The sequence below is a fragment of the Legionella steigerwaltii genome (assembly GCF_001468065.1).
GTDB classification, from domain to species: domain Bacteria; phylum Pseudomonadota; class Gammaproteobacteria; order Legionellales; family Legionellaceae; genus Legionella; species Legionella steigerwaltii.
In genome coordinates, this window is the sequence record NZ_LNYZ01000014.1 from 24,795 (window position 1) to 41,960 (window position 17,166).

Genomic DNA, 17,166 nt, shown 5'->3' on the forward strand with positions numbered 1-17,166 from the left:
GCCTCAGTGAAGGCGAAGCCGGAACCCGGGTTTCCTGAGGGTGATTATTTCCCATCTCCCGGGTTCCGCTGTGCTGCACCCAGGCTACAATCATATTTAAACCGAGGAACAATTTAGGCTAGATCACTATAATCTTGATTATAAACAATGAGATGTTGTAATCGCTCAGCTACTTGCTTAGCTCCTTCTTGATTGCCGTTTTGAAAACGAAGTTTGGCCAGATAATTCAGATAAAGCTCTATATATTCTGGAGGGATAGGATAATGAAGACCAGCCTCCAAAACTCTCTGCGCGAGCTGCAGTTCATTTTGCTCGATTAAAAATCGGGCAAAAGTAATTCGAGCTAAACAAAAATGTGGATTATTTTTTAACGTTTTAAGAAAATATTTTTTTGCTTCCTGAGGCTTATTAAAGACTAAGCTTTGCAACAATGCCATTTGAAAGTAAGAATGGGCAAAGTAGGGGTTCATTGCCATTGCTTGATTAATAGCAGTCATCGCTTTTTCCGTCCAGTAATGACGCAGGTGATCCGATGGTGCATGTTGGATCAATTGCAAATAAGCATCTATTTGGAGACTTAGAATTTCAACAAAATGAAATGACTTTAATGCATGGTTGCTATAATTAATCGCCTTATGAAATTGTTTTGCCTGGATCGCGGCCTCAGTTTTTCCAATATAGTGTTCTAAGATTAAAAAGCGAATAAAGTAACTGCCCATGAGCAAGAGAAATACCATTAGGCTACTTTGTAGAATCCAAATGCTTTTGCCTGAAGACAATGAATAAAATCTAATACAGCCTTCTTTTTTAAAGAAATAATAAAGATACCCCAAACAACATCCCATGAGGAGATTCATGGGAAATACATAGAAATTAAAATCAATAAAGCTATGGCAAACCAAAGCACCTAATGCAGTAAAACAGGCCATACCCTGGATACAGGCTATAGGGTCCTTATCTTGGCGGCTTAAGTAGTGCCTTAAATAAGTGATGCAAGTCACTATAATTCCAAGCAGAATAATGATGCCTGGAACTCCTGCTTCAATCAATAATTGTAAAAAGTCGTTGTGAGCATATTCGAGATTAGAGCCGTCGCCCGGCAAACTAAACGCGGGGTAATACTGTTTAAAATTGAAAATGCCTAGACCATACCAGGGGGTTACTTGCCATAAGTGCCACGCACCTTGCCAAATAACAAGACGTGATTTCTCATGCGCAAGTAAATCCAGCCTGTGTTGTATGGCAGGTTGAGCCAATAGATACAATGTACCTAAAGCAAGAACGAGAATTGCCAACAACTGATAAATATTTTTTATTTTTATCACGTGGCGACATAAAACGATCTCTAGCGCGGTAAAGAAAAGAAAGCAAAGGATAACACCGCGGCTTAAGGCGGCAAATAAAGCAATAGTGATAATGTAAATACTGATTAAAAGAAAAGTTGTATGAATTGTTTTTTGTACCTTGGATTGATTCATTCCATTTAATTTAGGATGATTTAACGTAAAAAATTTCCCCATTAATAAGAGGTTAACCGCCATTAAAAAGGCTGCGGCAGTATTTTTACTTGCAAAAAATCCAGCAGGCATTGCATTTCTAACCAAGAGTTGAGTTAGAGCATAAGCCGCACAAACCAAGCCTAATATCCAGAGCAATCTTAGTAAATTTTGCCATAACCATTCAGTGAGAGGGGTTTGCGTCACTAAAAAAAATCCAAATATCCAGGCTGAGCATTGGAAAATGCCGAAAAAAGCAGTGTTAGGAACTATGCCCAGCAGAGGTGGAAGAGTCGTCCAGACAAGCCAGATAACGAGCCAAAACGTTAATGTGGCGCATTGGATTAATTTTGGAGGCCAAGAAAAGGAAATAGAACTAACTAAAGCAACAAGCATTATGCTGTAGCTGACCAGTATAATTGAATAATCGCTTGTTCCTTTAAACAAAAACGATGCGATCAGCAGAAAGAAAAATAGGGCTCCTACTATTTTATGAAGACACGACGTAATAGCTCACCCCCTACCTATGTGCCGTGGCTTGTCTGTGAAAGCCAATTTTGATGTCCCTTCATGGGATGCCGCGGATAACCCGCGGCACACGGATGATTGGATAAGCCAAGTGCAAAGGACTTTAACATCAAGAAAGCCATTTAGCTTTGATAAAAGGACCATCCAGAGAGAAATCATTCTGAGTTACAACTGTTGCAGGATTAGAGTTTCCTCCGGGAGGAAGAAGAAACATATCAAAATAATGTTGCCACATCCAACCGCCCATTAAGGTAAGCTGTCCGCTAATGCAGCTACCCCATTGATAGCTTAACCCTAATTTTGCTTCCAATTCGGGAACGATATGGGTGCCTTTGGCTTGCGCGCTAAAAGGAAAAACATTGGGTCCGCTTATATTGGCCCCTGATAATTTTGCTTTTCTTTCGCCAAGGAGTATGGCTGTAGCACTTTGAGCAAATACAGCAAAACCATGGTTCAGGTTATGAGCCATGTCTATCCCTACACGAGGGCCTGCACCTTGGAATTTCGTATGCGCTACTGCTTCTTGAACAAGTGTATTAGGTGGGAAGAAAATGACATTTTCAAAATCATACTCCGCACGTTTAATCTTGGAGTTGACATATTGTCCCCCGCCATAAAAGCGAATATTTGTGTTTTCACCAAAGGAGCTGCTTTGTGCCAATTCAAGATTGACCGCATCAAAATAAGTGTCAAATCTCAAATTAGTAGTAATATCTGCTATAAATGGGTTTACAGCTGGGTTTTCATTTATGTTGGTAAGGATACTACTGGAATGATTTCCTCTAAAGTGCAACCAATTTACATTAAGGTCATTTCCTGTGTTAAAATGATAGCCTCCTTCCAGCAAAAACCCCCAATCCCAAGAGGATTTAATAGTATTGAACGTTTTGGTAGTTGTGCCATCAGTTTCGAAATGATTTATAGTCAATGTAGGATTTAGCAGGTCTGAATTAGTGTTTGGTTGTAAATATAAAGCACTAATGCCTATTTCCCATGCATTGCATGGACAGGGAACGGTGACATTATCAGGGTCACAAGAAGGTTTTATTATTCCCATGCTACCAGCCTGTACCATACTGATATTCAAGGTAACAAATATAAAGGCTACTATTTTCTTCATGAATTCACTAATCCATCCTTGTTGGTTTTCCCTATTATTAAATAAGTTTTTCCATTAAGCAATTAGCTAATGATTAATTAGCCAAGTAAACTTCTTCCTCCATCCACTTTGAGTATTTGTCCGGTAATATAGGGGTTCTCAGCCAAAGCTAAAATGGCCTGGGCAATGTATTCGGGATTACCGTGTTTTTTTAATGGGGTCTTCGCAATAATTTTTTCTTGTTGTTCTGGGGTCAACGTATTGGCATTCTCAGGCCAGGAAATTGCTCCTGGAGCAACAGCATTCACCCGAATTTCAGGAGCAAACTCGCGCGCCAAGCTTTTTGTTTGCATTTCCAGGGCGGCTTTGCTTTGACAGTACGCGGAGTATTCTTTCAGTGGTTTTTCTGCATGGGTATCGGTCACATTGATAATAGCCCCTGATTGTTTGGCCAATAATGGACGCGCTGCGAGGCTCAGTAAAAAAGGCACTTTAACATGAACATTAAATAGGGTATGCCAATCCGTTTCAGCAAATGCAGCAAATTCAGTACGAATGAAAACAGAGGCATTATTGACTAATAAATCCAAACGTCCAGCCCAATCTTGTATTGTGGTTATGATTCCCTCTGCCGCGCCTGTTTCAGTTAACTCCCTTTGTACAACAAAAGCACTGTTTGGGCGTTGTTCATTTAAGTGTGCTGCTAGAGAATGAGCTTCCGACAATGAATGATGGCAATGAATGACCACTTTATATCCTGCCGCATGCAGTTTTTTGGCTGTTGCAGCACCAATACGACGTGCCCCGCCGGTGACTAAAGCAACCTTCACTTCTTGTTTGTTTGTCAAATTCAATGTATTTTCCCTATTTTTTAGATTACTGCGATTAAATTAAAAAGAATCCCTTCTCCCGCCTGTGGGAGAGGGGAAGTTTCATTATAAATGGCAGTGGTTTCAACAGGCTACAAATTTTCTAAGTAATTAACTATGAGCATAAAACAAACCCTACACGCACTATTAACGCAACGCCAGGTGATTCCCTTTGTGGAGTTCATGCAACTTGCATTGTACGCTCCTGGTGAAGGATATTATAGTTCTGGGTTGCAAAAATTAGGCAAGCATGGTGATTTTATTACTGCACCTGAGTTAACCCCCTTATTTGGTAAAACACTAGCGAATCAATGTCAGCAAGTGCTTATGAAACTTGATTCTCCTGTTCTATTCGAATTTGGTGCGGGTTCAGGGGCTCTTTGTGTCGCTGTATTAGAACATCTGGCAGAGCATCACGCTTTGCCAGAGGCCTATTACATTTTAGAGGTCAGTGCGAATTTACAGCATCGTCAACGTGAACTTATAGCACAGAAAATTCCTCATTTAGCCCATCTGGTTACTTGGCTTGATCGCTGGCCAGAAATTCCTTTTAATGGAGTGGTGCTGGCTAATGAAGTCCTGGATGCGATGCCTGTACATCGTTTTATGAAAACTGAAGAAGGCATTATGGAAAGTTATGTTGCCTTGAATGAACAGCAGCAATTAACTGAGCTATTCAAGCCCTGTCAGAATCAACGGTTACTGGATTATATAAACAACAGATTATCGCTGCCCGCTGCGCCTTATCTTTCTGAGGTGAATCTTTTTATTGATGATTGGATCCTGAATATTTTTCATATGTTAAAACAAGGTGTGGTGTTTTTAATCGATTATGGATTTCCTCGTCACGAATTTTATCATCCAGATCGTAATCAAGGAACCTTAATGTGTCATTATCAACATCGTAGTCATCCAGATCCTTTATTGCATCCGGGAGAGCAAGATATTACTGCGCATGTGGATTTTACGCATGTGGCAGAAGCTGGACAACAGGCAGGTTTTCATATTGCGGGTTTTACGAACCAAGCCTCTTTTTTGCTGGCTAACGGTTTGCTAAGCTTATTAAATACGTCGGATAATGAGTTGGATCAAGTTCGAGCCAAACAGGCGATAAAACAGCTTACCCATCCTAGTGAAATGGGGGAGTTATTTAAAGTCATCGCGTTGAGTAAGAATGTGGAAATTTCCTTAAACGGATTTCTATTAAATGATAAACGAGTGAGTTTATGAACAAAAAAAAATACCTGACAACAGTGGAATTACAAAAAGAGTCCATGAAATTTTCTGCTGGCCACACTACTATTTTCTCCGCAACTGAAAGAGAACCACTACACGGCCATATGTATGGAGTTTATTTGGCGCTTACCACTTGGGTTGAAGAAAATGGGATGACGTTTGACTATCGTTACTACAAAGAACGTATCCATAAGTTATGTCGTTATTTGAATCAAACTTTTCTGATGCCGCAATTCTCGCCTTTTCTGGAATATGCCGAAGATGAGGAATATTATTATTTTACGTTTAACCACAAAAAAATTCCTTTTCTTAAAGAAGATGTAACTTTATTACCAGTAACCAATATTACAGTAGAGGAGCTATCACGTTGGTTTGTTAATGAACTGATTAAGGATAGGGCAGAGTTAGACAGACATCGTATTGAGAACGTTTTGGTTAAGGTGTTTTCAGCTCCAGGACAATCAGCTAGCCATCAATGGCAAAGAGTGCATGAATAAAAGCGATCGAGATCATTTTATTGGGAAAAATTCGGTGCCAATATCTGCAGACACCTCTTTAGAACTTGTTGATGATGATTCTAAGGAGTCTTGGAACAAACCGCAGGATAACCCACAACATGGGAAGACTGTTTATCACGTCTGCATTCCACATACTCATCGAGATGGTTTTGACTATGTTGCGGAAGGTTTAAATCCATGCATAGGAGCTCGTGTTTGGGTTCCTTTCCGCAAACAAACGCGTTTAGGGTTGGTACTAGGTAGAATCAAATCGTCGAAAGATGTTTCTTCCCTAAAAAGCATCAGCACGGTCATTGATAACCAATCTTTGATCGATGAAGAAATGTTGACTTTATGCGCATGGATTGCCAATTATTATCAATCGCCTTTGTCTGAGGTATTACCCCTGGCGTTACCTAAAAAATATCGACTGGGAGAACCATGCCAATTACCGATGGGGGATTTTTATCAACTGGCGTTGCCGGTGGAAGAGGCCAAAAAGCGTATCCCTGCACGTGCGCGTAAACAATTGGAGCTTATCGAATTTTTGAATGCCCAAAATGAACCAGTTGCCAAACATCGTTTGACGGAGAAAGGATTTAATTCCACCCAGCTGTGTAACTTACTTGCCTCACAAGTTGTTTCTTTGTCCCAGCAAATCATGTTGCCCGAACAAGCAGAAGCTTTATCACCTCCTTTAACACTTAATCCTGAACAAGCTGTGGCTGTGGCTGCAATCACAGAAGCGTTACATCAATATCAGTGTTTCTTATTGCAGGGGGTTACAGGGAGTGGCAAAACAGAAGTGTATTTGCAGGTAATTGCCCAAGTATTAGAACAGCAAAAACAAGTTTTGATTTTAGTCCCTGAAATTGGACTAACACCGCAATTAGTCTCACGATTCACGGCACGTTTTAAGCAGCCAATTGCCGTAATTCATTCAAGCTTGAATGAAACAGAGCGCCAGGTCGCATGGCAATTAGCAAAGGAAAGCAAGGTTCAAATTGTGATCGGAACTCGGGCTGCTCTATTCACGCCCATGCCTAATTTAGGACTCATTGTAATTGATGAAGAGCATGATGCGTCATTAAAGCAAATGGAAGGAGTGCGTTACTCTGCTCGCGATGCGGCCCTAATGCGGGCGCATTTGGCCAACATACCCATTATTTTAGGTTCAGCAACCCCTAGCCTGGAAAGCATGTATAATGTGAAGCAAAAGAAATACACCTTATTGCGTCTGAACCATAAAGCGCTCTCGATTACGCCGTTACACTATCAACTCATTGATTTACGCTCCCAAACACTCCAACATGGTTTGGCAACAACAACATTACAAGTAATTAAAGAACATTTGCTCAAACAAAATCAGGTACTGGTATTCATCAACCGTCGCGGTTTTGCTCCTGTACTGTTATGCCATCAATGTGGTTGGATGGCCGATTGTCGTGCCTGTGACAGTCATCTAACTCTGCATAAACAGTTAGGACAAATGATTTGTCATCATTGTGGATTAACCCAACAAAAACCAGAGCGTTGCCACAGCTGTCATAGTATGGAATTAATTCCAGTTGGAGCAGGTACCCAGCGCATCCATGAGTTTCTAAGTACTTACTTCCCAAATACCGATGTGGTACGCATCGATCGTGATGCAGTGCGTAAAAAAAATTCTTTAAATGAGCATTTGCATAAAATACATAAGGGCGAAGCACAGTTAATCGTTGGCACACAAATGTTAGCAAAAGGCCATCATTTTCCACGTCTCTCTTTAGTGGTTATTCTTGATGCCGATGCTGGACTCTATAATCAGGACTTTCGTGCCCTAGAGCATTTAGGGCAATTATTAATGCAGGTTTCGGGGCGTGCAGGGCGTGCAGATCAAGACGGTCAAGTTTTGATTCAAACTCATTTACCCAATCACCCCTTACTTAATTTATTGATTCAGCAAGGATATGATTCGTTTGCGGATGCACTATTAACGACACGCCAACAAGCCCAACTTCCTCCTTTCCACTATTTGGCCATAATTAGAGCACAAGGAAAAGTCGCTGGGAGTGTATTAAAATTTTTACATGCAGCTAAAGAACAAATGCTGGAACATTCCATTACGGTGATGGGGCCCGCGCCTGCTCCTATGCCGCGTAAAGCCAATCAATACCGTATGCAACTGTTACTTAAATCCTCGTCACGGAAAACCTTAAAAAACGTTTTAACCCAATTGCGAGAATGGTTAATGGGAAATAAATTAAGTAACGGTGTGCGCTGGAATGTGGATGTAGATCCTATGGATTTATCTTGAGGGAGATCGAGAAATGGCTGAGTCGAAAATCGAAATACATAAAAAAGTTTTTCCCATTGCTTGGGGAGATATGGATGCACTAGGACATGTAAATAATGCACGTTATTTTGATTATTTTCAGGAGGCACGTATTGAGTGGTTAAGAGAGCTCAATATCAGCATGACTGAAAATACGGGTCCTGTAGTCATTCATGTTGGATGCACTTTTTTAAAACCAGTGATTTATCCTGCAACAGTGACGTTGTGTTCCAAAATACACAGTCTTGGGAATTCCAGCATGATGATGGATCACGATCTATATCAAGATGAAATACTGATGGCGCAAGGTACTTGTAAAATTGTTTGGGTGGATTATGTCCAAAATAAATCGGTACCTTTACCAGATGAGATCCGTAGACTTTTTTGAAAATAATGTAGCCTGGGTGCAGCGCAGCGGAACCCGTGTTTAATTGAACCCAACAGTTCCCGGGTTCCGCTGCGCTGCACCCAGGCTACATTCGCTACGATAGCACTTTAAACCGCAATTGGCGCTTTGATGCCAGGATGCGATTGATAGTTTACAAACTCAAAATCGTCATAAACATATTCAAATAAGGATTGTGGTTTGCGTTTGATATTTAAAGTAGCCAAAGGTAAAGGTTCTCTGGTTAATTGAGTGCGTGCTTGCTCCAAATGATTGAGATATAAATGGCAATCGCCGCCAGTCCATATAAAATCGCCTACATTGAGATTGCATTGCTGAGCAACCATGTGAGTCAGTAGCGAATACGACGCAATATTAAAAGGAACACCCAAAAATACATCCGCAGAGCGTTGATATAATTGACAAGAAAGCGTCTTATCCGCCACATAAAATTGGAATAAAGCATGACAAGGCATTAAAGCCATTTGATCCAGTTCGCCAACATTCCAGGCACTAACCAGCAAACGGCGTGAGTCAGGATTGGTTTTGATTTGCTCTACAATATCGCTGAGTTGGTCAATCGTACGGCCATCTGCTGTTGGCCAATTTCGCCATTGTTTGCCATAAATAGGCCCTAAATCTCCATGACTATCAGCCCATTCGTCCCAAATTGTGACCCCATTTTCATTTAAATACGCAATATTGGTATCACCTTTTAAAAACCAAAGTAATTCATGCACAATACTGCGCATATGTAATTTTTTGGTAGTGACTAAAGGGAACCCCGTGCGTAAATCAAATCGCATCTGATAGCCGAAAACTGATAGGGTACCTGTCCCTGTTCGGTCTGTTTTTTTGGCGCCGTGTTGTAAAATATGTTCTAACAAATTCAAATAAGTTTTCATCGTTTAAGCCACCATAACCAAAATCCCAGTAATAACATGGGAATAGATAAAATTTGTCCCATAGTCAGCCATCCGAACGCAATATAGCCAAGCTGTGGGTCGGGTTGTCGAAAAAACTCAGCAATGATACGACACACTGCATATCCCATTAAAAATACAGCGGATACCCGGCCAACAGGACGAGGTTTACGTGCATAGATCCAAACAAGGAGAAATAAACCAATTCCTTCCAAACCAAATTCATACAGCTCTGAAGGATGACGAGGTTGGTTATCAACATGGCTATATACCATACCCCAGGGCATATCGGTCGGGCGCCCCCATAATTCACCGTTAATAAAATTACCAATCCGGCCTGCACCTAAACCTATAGGAACCAGTGGCGCAATAAAATCGCCTATTTCCAAGAATGACTTTTTACTTTTATAGGAAAAGAACCAGAGCGCGGCAGCAACGCCAAGCAAGCCGCCATGGAACGACATACCTCCTTGCCATATTTTAAATAAAGACAGGGGGTCATGCATCAAATCCGGGAAATTATAAAAAAGCATATAGCCGATGCGTCCTCCAATAATAACACCGAGGGCCGCGTAAAAGATCAAATCACTAATTTGTTCCGAAGTCCAATCCAGATGATAGTGCTTGTTACGCCAATGAGCGAGTAACCAGCCACTTACAAAGCCAATCAAATACATTAAGCCGTACCAATGAACTTCTATCGGGCCTATGGAAAATGCTACAGGATTGATGTAGGGGAAGGTTAGCATATTTTTTTAAGTTCCTTTTATATCTCCGGCCTTTAAGAGAATAGAATGTAGCCTGGGTGCAGCGTAGTGAAACCCGGGATTAACTGTGCTTAGGATTCCCGGGTTTCGCTGCGCTGCACCCAGGCTACATTGTTTAAGCAGGTTCTTATTCATAAGGACTTACCAGCCCTGATGAGACTGCCTAATCCTTCGTCTTCCAGTGCCTTTTGTAAATGAAAACGTATTTGTGCAGGATGTTCAAATTCTAACACTTCGGCAAGAATTTTACGCGCATGAGCAATAGCCAAATTACGAATAACCCATTTCACTCGCGGTAAACTAGAAGAGTTCATACTTAGGGTATCAAAACCCATAGCGACCAATAAAATAACAGCTAGAGGGTCGCTAGCCATTTCGCCACAAATACTCACTTCTACTCCTGCTGCATGACCTCCTTCTACGACTTTTAGTAAAACACGCAACATAGCTGGATGCATGGCATCATAAAGGCCAGCAACTCGGGCATTATTACGGTCTACAGCAAGAAAATATTGGGTCAAATCGTTGCTACCTACAGAGATAAAATCAACTCGTTTGGCGATTTCGCGTGCCAAATAGGCGGCTGCAGGAACCTCAATCATGACACCTAGCTTTGGTTTTTCTATATTACAACCTTCTTCTAATAATTCTGTAAATGCTTGATCAATAAGATAAGAAGCTTCTTCGACTTCACTTAAATTGGTGACCATAGGTAACATGATGCGCAAATTATTCAATTCTTCGCTCGCACGCATCATCGCACGGACTTGCATCAAGAAGACATCAGGATGATCCAGGGTTACGCGAATTCCTCTCCACCCTAAATAGGGATTATCTTCTGCTACAGGAAAATAGGGGAGAACTTTATCACCACCAATATCCAGAGTCCGCATGGTCACGGGGCGTGGAGAAAAGGCTTTTAGTGTTTGTCGATAAATAATGGTTTGTTCATCTTCTGAAGGAAAATGATCCCGGCTCATAAAAGGCACTTCTGAACGATATAGACCAACCCCTTCAGCGCCGACGCTCATGGATAAACCAGCGTCCATAGCCAAACCCGTGTTGACTTGCAAAGAAATTCTATAGTTGTCGGTAGTTTCTGCAGGTTTATCTCGTAAACTAATCAAGCTCTGGTTTAATGCCTGCTCTTCTTGCTCAAGGAGCTTGAATTCTGCAAGTACGGATTTTGATGGTGAAATATAAACTTGCCCATAATATCCATCAACAACAATGGCCCGGCGGGAAATCAAATCTAATTTTAAACCACGCACACCCATAACCGTGGGAACACCTAATGCACGAGCTAAAATAGCAACATGTGAGTTATTAGAGCCTTTGGCTGATATAACGCCTGCCAGACATCCTTCAGGAACCTCAGCTAACGCCGCAGCAGTTACTTCCTCTCCAACCAAAACAGTCCTTTTGGGATATACAATTTCTTCTTGTTGTGACCATTGTAATGCCGCCAAAACACGACGTCCCAAATCACGGAAATCACTGGCCCGTTCACGAAGGTAGGTGTCTTCCATATTTTCAAATTGTGCTATGTGCTTTTTAATTACCGTTGCTAAAGCTGCCTGCGCCCCAATTTTTTCTTTACGAATGATATGCTCGACTTCAACACCTAGGCTGTCTTTATCCAGAATACGTAAATAGACATCAAACAGCGCATGTTCTTCTTCGCCAACCACAGACTTCATGCGTCTGCTTAAACGGTGCATGTCTTCACGAGTGGACTCCAGAGCTTCATAAAACGCGTTAATTTCCTCATCCAAAGTCTCGACAGGATTTAGTGGTACGGCATCAATGTCTGCCTGCGGATACACAACTACGGCAGTACCTATCCCAATACCTGGGACAGAGCCAATTCCAGCAAGCGCTGCGGTGCTGACTTCTCCTTTTTTGGCAACACCCATAGGCTTGGGCTGTGTTAATTCAGCTAACTCACCTGTTGCCTCTGCATGAGCGATAATTCCACCAAGTTGAGCCGCTAAAGTAATTAAAAAAGATTCTTCCGTGTCATCGAAATAACGTTGTTCTGTTTGTTGAACAATGAGAACACCATAGAGCTTTCTATGCTGAATAATCGGGACGCCTAAAAATGCTTTAAAATGTTCTTCACCTAATAACGGATTATGATAAAAATCAGGATGGGCGGGGGCATCTTCAAGATTAATAGGCTCTTCGCGTCGACCGACAAGGCCAACAAGACCGCTATCAAAGGAAATACGAACTCGAAATTGTGCTTGTTTGTTTAAACCTTCTGTTGCGATAAGAACGTATTCGGCGTGTTTGGTATCGATGAGGTAAACGGAAGCGGCCTCTGCATTAATGGCTTTATTAATTTGTTGCACTAAAATGCCAAGTGCTTCAGAAAGCTGCTTAGCTGCAGTGACTTCTTGAACTATCCGCTTAAGTACTTTGAGCATCTATGCCTATGATTACCTCTTTTCTAAATGGTCAACGGCCATATTTGGCACATCTTGTACGAAAATCGTTTCGAAAAACACCGATCTATGCTCCGTTTTTTCTAAAGCGATTTTCGTTCAACCTGCGCTCAAATTCAACCGTTCCCTAATATTTTATATCCCTGTGCCCTATGATCTCTTCTTTCGTTTAATGCCGTAAGGAGAACGACGATTTTTTTTCAATAAAGGTTCTAATTCTTTTAACGCCTGCGAGTAAACCTGGCGTTTAAAAAAAATAACCTGCCCTTCAGGCTCATGAAAATCAACCCAACGCCAGCTGTCAAATTCTGGTGAGTCACTCAGATCCAGTTTGACTTTTTGCTCACTGGCAATGAGCTTTATCAAATACCATTTTTGTTTTTGTCCAATCACCAAAGGTTCGCTGCCATGACGCAGATATTGTTTAGGAAGTCTGTATTTAAGCCAGCGCTTTGTAGAGCCTATAACTTCAACATCTTCCTTATCCAAACCTACTTCTTCATGCAATTCCCGAAACATTGCCTCTAATGATGTTTCGCCAGCAGCCAAGCCGCCTTGCGGAAATTGCCAAGCATCATGACCAGTCCTTCTACCCCAAAAAACCCTATTCTGTGCGTTGACAAGGATAATACCTACATTCAACCGATAACCGGCACGATCAATCACCATGATGTCACTGTTTAGATTAAACCGCTAATACTTTGATTTTTCCATAAACAGCAAGACCTTGGCAATTAAATCTGTAATTATTATTGAAAAAAGGTTACTACTCAACAAAATCTGTCGTAGTTTTCATTCTTGGAGATCAAATCTGTAGCCTGGGTGCAGCGCAGCGGAACCCGGGGTTGTGGATATGAATTGAGCATTCAATCCCGGGTTCCGCTGCGCTGCACCCAGGCTACATGACTCCATGACTCTATCCAGCATTGAATAAAAGTATATAATTTATAATTAGAACAAATACTCAAACTTACAAACACATGAAAAAAAGAGTTTTAATAATAAATACCGGCGGTACTATTAGCAGCATTAAGACAGAAAATGGCTATGAGCCTGCTGCAGGGTACGTAGAAGCTGCATTGCAACAAATTCCTTTGCTCAAACATGAAGACATGCCCGAATATTCGATAAAGGAATACTATCCTTTGCTTGATTCTTCGAATATGACTGTGTATGACTGGAATCGAATAGCGCGCGATATAGCGGAAGATTATGCGCATTTTGATGGCTTTGTTGTATTCCATGGGACTGATACTATGGCTTATACCGCATCGGCTTTATCCTTTATGTTGGAAAACTTGGGTAAGCCGGTAATTATTACAGGTTCGCAGATTCCTTTATCTGAAGTACGCAATGATGCAATTGATAATGTGATCACTTCCTTATGGCTTTGTGCGAATCAGCCTATACATGAAGTATGCATTTATTTTAATCAGCATCTATTACGCGGTAATCGATCACAAAAAATCAGTTCACAGGGATTTAAAGCGTTTGATTCACCGAATTATCCACATCTCGCGTCTATAGGGATTGAAATAAAGGTTCATAAAAACTTATTGCTGAAGCGGCCGAAAAAGGCATTTCATTTACAAACAATAGAACCACAGTTTATTGCCAATTTTAGATTATTCCCAGGTTTTGCCACGGAGGTTTTGACCTATATTTTGAATCAGCCTTTATGTGGTTTGATTCTTGAGACATACGGTGCGGGTAATGCTCAAAATAATGATCCTCGTTTTTTAAAATTGCTCAAGGATACTTGTGCACGCGGGGTTATCATTGTTAATTGCACTCAATGCCAACAAGGTGGTGTGGAAATGAGTCAATATGCTACGGGGCATTCTCTAAAGCAAGCAGGGTTAATTAGCGGCCACGATATGACTCCAGAAGCTGCTCACTGCAAGTTGTTGTATTTGCTCAGTAAGCGACTCGAAATTTTGGAAATAAAGAAGCTGATGACAACAGACCTTTGTGGTGAGTTGACTTCGTAGACTGGCGTTTTGTAACCTGGGTTAGGCGAAGCCGTAACCCGGATTTTTTTACGCCATCCCGAGTGTAACGAGTGATCTCCGGATAACGGGATAGATAGAATTAAGTTGTTAATGATGCCTTCTCTTTCTTCTCTTCTTCCTCTTTTTTATCGAGTGTTCTGGCTTCAATTTCCTCAAACGCATTGTCCATAGCAACTTTTAATCGTCCCCGGCTGGGTTTTATGGTTGGTGCCTTAACTCGTGCAACTGCAATCAAAGTGACTTGCACAGGTATTGAGTCAATGGGCTTGGATTCTTCACAAATTTTGGCATTTTCTCTATGAATTGCCTGTATCGCTTCGTTAACAAATGTCTTACGTAAATTTTTATAATCAGGTTTATCTGGATCCAAACCTTCCAGTTTCTTCTTACAGATCAGAATATTTTTCATCAGACATTCTTCTTTTTGAGCTCGGATCTCTATTGCTGTAGAGTTGCTAATACTATTGGCAACTTTTTCATATATTTTAGCAAGCATACCTTCTTCAGGAGGACAAAGAATATGTTCGCCCAAGTAATAAGCTGCATGAGCACAAAGTAGATTAAACGGATCATCATCATCAGCAACATCGATAAAAGTAAACGCATTCTCACTGTTCTCACTTTTCTCGCTTTTCTCACCAAGATAACGGTAGAATCGGTCCAGACTTGAATTAAGCGCACTTAAAGTATCATTCAAACCACCCCTACTCCACGATTTTAGAGAGCGTAATTTTTCTACGGCACCGTCTGTTTTGCTGATGAGCTCTTGCAAGGCAGCTAAATTTTTTTTATCTGTATCTTCCGGCTTAAGGTCCGCAACATATTTTTGCAGATTACGTGTTAAAGCCCTTTGTTGTTCAGAATGTTTGGTATCTCGAAAAATTCCAGATATCACCCCGTTATCATCAGCAATTGAATCTTCAATTGATTTTTGCAATACTCGATCGATAAGTGCTTGGGCTGTTCTAACAAATATGGTCATCGCTCTACTCCTTGAACTGTAATTTAGTTATCATACCCCTTTAATTTTTTTATTATTGAGGCAGATTGTTTCATTGCTAGCTGCTTTGTTTTTAACCTAGGAACTCATAATTACATGAACTTACAAATTATTATTTTAGCTGCAGGACAGGGTAAACGAATGTATTCCAATACCCCTAAAGTACTCCACCAAATTGCTGGGAAGCCTATGCTTACTCGAGTAGTGGAAACCGCACAGCAGCTAAATCCTGATGTAATTCATGTTGTATACGGTCATGGTGGTGAACAACTTAAGAACTCACTCCCTGACTTACCTGTGCATTGGGTATATCAAGCAGAACAATTAGGTACTGGACACGCAGTGATGCAGGCCTTACCGTTTATTCCACCACAAACACAAGTACTTGTTTTATCTGCTGATGTACCGCTTATTCAAGCAAATACGTTGCGTGCTTTGATCGAATGCAGCAATACAGCAAATCCCTATAAATCCGTTTTGGCACTCTTGGTTGCCCATCTCGAAGATCCCAGCGGTCTTGGACGTATTATTAGAAACAACCAAGGTGAAGTTTCCATCATTGTAGAAGAAAAAGATGCAAATGAGCAAGAAAAGAATATAAAAGAAATTTATTCGGGAATTTGTTGTGCAATATCTGACGATTTGGCTTCATGGTTACCCAAATTGGGTAATGATAATGCTCAGTCTGAGTATTACCTCACAGAAATTATTGCTTTAGCTGTTGCCAATCAAACACCAATTAATACACTGAGTGTAAAAGATAGTGCAGAAATTCAAGGTGTAAATAACCGTCTGCAATTGCAGCAATTAGAGCGAATATGGCAGGTAAGGCAAGCTGAAAAATTATTGCAGCAAGGGGTAACTCTTGCTGATGCAAATCGTTTTGATTTACGTGGTGAGTTAATCTGTGGAAAAGACGTATTCATTGACATTAACTGCGTATTTAAAGGAAAGGTTGTTATTGGAGATGGCTGCTCTATAGGCCCTAATTGCATTCTCGCTGATGTGACTTTGGGAGCAGGGTGCCAAATTTACGCCAACAGTGTCTTAGAAGGATGCAACATCGCAAATGATTGCGCTATTGGTCCTTTTGCCCGCTTAAGAACAGGAACTGAATTGGCTGCGCACTGTAAGATAGGCAATTTTGTTGAAACCAAAAAGGCTGTATTTGATGAGGGCTCCAAGGCTAGTCATCTAAGTTATTTAGGTGATGTCACTCTTGGGAAACAAGTCAATGTGGGGGCGGGTACGATTACCTGTAATTACGACGGAGTTAACAAACATAAAACCATTATTGAGGATGGTGTTTTTGTTGGTTCAGATACTCAGTTCATCGCTCCAGTGACGGTAGGTGCCAATGCAACTATAGGCGCAGGCAGTACTATACGGAAAAATGTTCCTCCTGGTGAATTGACGCTTACTGAATCAAAACAGAAAACGGTCTATGGCTGGAAACGGCCTGTGAAAAAGGAGTCTTAAGTATTCACTCTGATTTTTCACCAAGATTCAAACATGCCCTTTGAATAGAATAGAAATTGTAGCTGGGTGAAGGCGCGAGCCGTAACCGGGGATTTAGAAGTTTATTCATGTCCA

15 protein-coding genes are annotated in these 17,166 nt (G+C 41.1%); 7 read left to right on the forward strand and 8 right to left on the reverse strand.

Annotation, left to right across the window (positions count from 1 at the left end; genetic code table 11):
* Positions 1-113: 113 nt before the first annotated feature.
* Positions 114-1,703, reverse strand: coding sequence for an O-antigen ligase family protein (locus Lstg_RS10940; protein ID WP_238585413.1), 1,590 nt, complete (start codon positions 1,701-1,703; stop codon positions 114-116).
* Between the two features lie 37 nt (positions 1,704-1,740).
* On the opposite strand from Lstg_RS10940, the gene Lstg_RS17990 reads away from it, so the two are divergent.
* Positions 1,741-1,902, forward strand: a complete 162-nt coding sequence (locus Lstg_RS17990) for a hypothetical protein (protein WP_238585414.1) — start codon at positions 1,741-1,743, stop codon at positions 1,900-1,902.
* A 231-nt stretch (positions 1,903-2,133) separates the two neighbouring features.
* Here Lstg_RS17990 and Lstg_RS10945 read toward each other — a convergent pair whose 3' ends face one another.
* Both Lstg_RS10945 and Lstg_RS10950 read right to left on the reverse strand, forming a co-directional pair.
* On the reverse strand, positions 2,134-3,144 hold the full coding sequence (locus tag Lstg_RS10945; protein ID WP_058477720.1) for an Lpg1974 family pore-forming outer membrane protein: 1,011 nt from the start codon (positions 3,142-3,144) through the stop codon (positions 2,134-2,136).
* A gap of 77 nt (positions 3,145-3,221) precedes the next feature.
* Positions 3,222-3,977, reverse strand: coding sequence for a pteridine reductase (locus Lstg_RS10950; RefSeq protein WP_058477721.1), 756 nt, complete (start codon positions 3,975-3,977; stop codon positions 3,222-3,224).
* A 132-nt stretch (positions 3,978-4,109) separates the two neighbouring features.
* Here Lstg_RS10950 and Lstg_RS10955 point away from each other — a divergent pair, with 132 nt between their 5' ends.
* The 4 genes from Lstg_RS10955 to Lstg_RS10970 are packed head-to-tail and all read left to right on the forward strand — an operon-like array spanning position 4,110 to position 8,427.
* On the forward strand, positions 4,110-5,222 hold the full coding sequence (locus Lstg_RS10955; RefSeq protein WP_058477722.1) for a class I SAM-dependent methyltransferase: 1,113 nt from the start codon (positions 4,110-4,112) through the stop codon (positions 5,220-5,222).
* Complete coding sequence (locus tag Lstg_RS10960) at positions 5,219-5,725, forward strand: 6-pyruvoyl trahydropterin synthase family protein (RefSeq protein ID WP_058477723.1); 507 nt, start codon at positions 5,219-5,221, stop codon at positions 5,723-5,725. Before Lstg_RS10955 ends, Lstg_RS10960 begins: the two co-directional genes overlap by 4 nt.
* Positions 5,718-8,021: a primosomal protein N' gene (locus tag Lstg_RS10965; RefSeq protein ID WP_058477724.1), complete on the forward strand. Its 2,304-nt coding sequence runs from the start codon at positions 5,718-5,720 to the stop codon at positions 8,019-8,021. The genes Lstg_RS10960 and Lstg_RS10965 overlap by 8 nt, the downstream gene beginning before the upstream one ends.
* 13 nt (positions 8,022-8,034) lie before the next feature.
* A complete protein-coding gene (locus Lstg_RS10970; RefSeq protein ID WP_058477725.1) occupies positions 8,035-8,427 on the forward strand; it encodes an acyl-CoA thioesterase in 393 nt (130 codons plus the stop codon).
* Between the two features lie 107 nt (positions 8,428-8,534).
* Here Lstg_RS10970 and thyA read toward each other — a convergent pair whose 3' ends face one another.
* From thyA to Lstg_RS10990, 4 genes are all read right to left on the reverse strand, one after another.
* Positions 8,535-9,329: a thymidylate synthase gene (gene thyA / locus Lstg_RS10975; RefSeq protein ID WP_058477726.1), complete on the reverse strand. Its 795-nt coding sequence runs from the start codon at positions 9,327-9,329 to the stop codon at positions 8,535-8,537.
* Positions 9,326-10,096 carry a prolipoprotein diacylglyceryl transferase gene (gene lgt, locus Lstg_RS10980; RefSeq protein WP_058477727.1) on the reverse strand — a complete coding sequence of 257 codons (771 nt, stop codon included), beginning with the start codon at positions 10,094-10,096 and terminating at the stop codon, positions 9,326-9,328. Before lgt ends, thyA begins: the two co-directional genes overlap by 4 nt.
* 149 nt (positions 10,097-10,245) lie before the next feature.
* The gene (gene ptsP / locus Lstg_RS10985; protein ID WP_058477728.1) at positions 10,246-12,543 is read right to left on the reverse strand and encodes a phosphoenolpyruvate--protein phosphotransferase; all 2,298 of its coding nucleotides are present in this window, start codon (positions 12,541-12,543) and stop codon (positions 10,246-10,248) included.
* A gap of 168 nt (positions 12,544-12,711) precedes the next feature.
* Entirely contained in the window at positions 12,712-13,230 is a 519-nt protein-coding gene (locus Lstg_RS10990; RefSeq protein ID WP_058477729.1) for an RNA pyrophosphohydrolase, read from the reverse strand.
* A gap of 311 nt (positions 13,231-13,541) precedes the next feature.
* On the opposite strand from Lstg_RS10990, the gene ansA reads away from it, so the two are divergent.
* A complete protein-coding gene (ansA, locus tag Lstg_RS10995) occupies positions 13,542-14,552 on the forward strand; it encodes an asparaginase (protein WP_058477730.1) in 1,011 nt (336 codons plus the stop codon).
* Positions 14,553-14,652: 100 nt separating this feature from the next.
* Here ansA and Lstg_RS11000 read toward each other — a convergent pair whose 3' ends face one another.
* Entirely contained in the window at positions 14,653-15,555 is a 903-nt protein-coding gene (locus tag Lstg_RS11000) for a hypothetical protein (protein WP_058477731.1), read from the reverse strand.
* Between the two features lie 114 nt (positions 15,556-15,669).
* Here Lstg_RS11000 and glmU point away from each other — a divergent pair, with 114 nt between their 5' ends.
* A complete protein-coding gene (gene glmU, locus Lstg_RS11005; RefSeq protein WP_058477732.1) occupies positions 15,670-17,052 on the forward strand; it encodes a bifunctional UDP-N-acetylglucosamine diphosphorylase/glucosamine-1-phosphate N-acetyltransferase GlmU in 1,383 nt (460 codons plus the stop codon).
* Positions 17,053-17,166 lie beyond the last annotated feature (114 nt).

What these genes read in the sequence shown, in the direction of transcription:
- Lstg_RS10960 (WP_058477723.1), top strand. Translation starts at nt 5,219, where the DNA reads ATGAACAAAAAAAAATACCTGACAACAGTGGAATTACAAAAAGAGTCC.
- thyA (WP_058477726.1), bottom strand. Translation starts at nt 9,329, where the DNA reads ATGAAAACTTATTTGAATTTGTTAGAACATATTTTACAACACGGCGCC.
- Lstg_RS10965 (WP_058477724.1), top strand. Translation starts at nt 5,718, where the DNA reads ATGAATAAAAGCGATCGAGATCATTTTATTGGGAAAAATTCGGTGCCA.
- Lstg_RS10990 (WP_058477729.1), bottom strand. Translation starts at nt 13,230, where the DNA reads ATGGTGATTGATCGTGCCGGTTATCGGTTGAATGTAGGTATTATCCTT.
- lgt (WP_058477727.1), bottom strand. Translation starts at nt 10,096, where the DNA reads ATGCTAACCTTCCCCTACATCAATCCTGTAGCATTTTCCATAGGCCCG.
- Lstg_RS10945 (WP_058477720.1), bottom strand. Translation starts at nt 3,144, where the DNA reads ATGAAGAAAATAGTAGCCTTTATATTTGTTACCTTGAATATCAGTATG.
- Lstg_RS10970 (WP_058477725.1), top strand. Translation starts at nt 8,035, where the DNA reads ATGGCTGAGTCGAAAATCGAAATACATAAAAAAGTTTTTCCCATTGCT.
- glmU (WP_058477732.1), top strand. Translation starts at nt 15,670, where the DNA reads ATGAACTTACAAATTATTATTTTAGCTGCAGGACAGGGTAAACGAATG.
- Lstg_RS10955 (WP_058477722.1), top strand. Translation starts at nt 4,110, where the DNA reads ATGAGCATAAAACAAACCCTACACGCACTATTAACGCAACGCCAGGTG.
- Lstg_RS11000 (WP_058477731.1), bottom strand. Translation starts at nt 15,555, where the DNA reads ATGACCATATTTGTTAGAACAGCCCAAGCACTTATCGATCGAGTATTG.
- ansA (WP_058477730.1), top strand. Translation starts at nt 13,542, where the DNA reads ATGAAAAAAAGAGTTTTAATAATAAATACCGGCGGTACTATTAGCAGC.
- Lstg_RS17990 (WP_238585414.1), top strand. Translation starts at nt 1,741, where the DNA reads ATGCCGAAAAAAGCAGTGTTAGGAACTATGCCCAGCAGAGGTGGAAGA.
- ptsP (WP_058477728.1), bottom strand. Translation starts at nt 12,543, where the DNA reads ATGCTCAAAGTACTTAAGCGGATAGTTCAAGAAGTCACTGCAGCTAAG.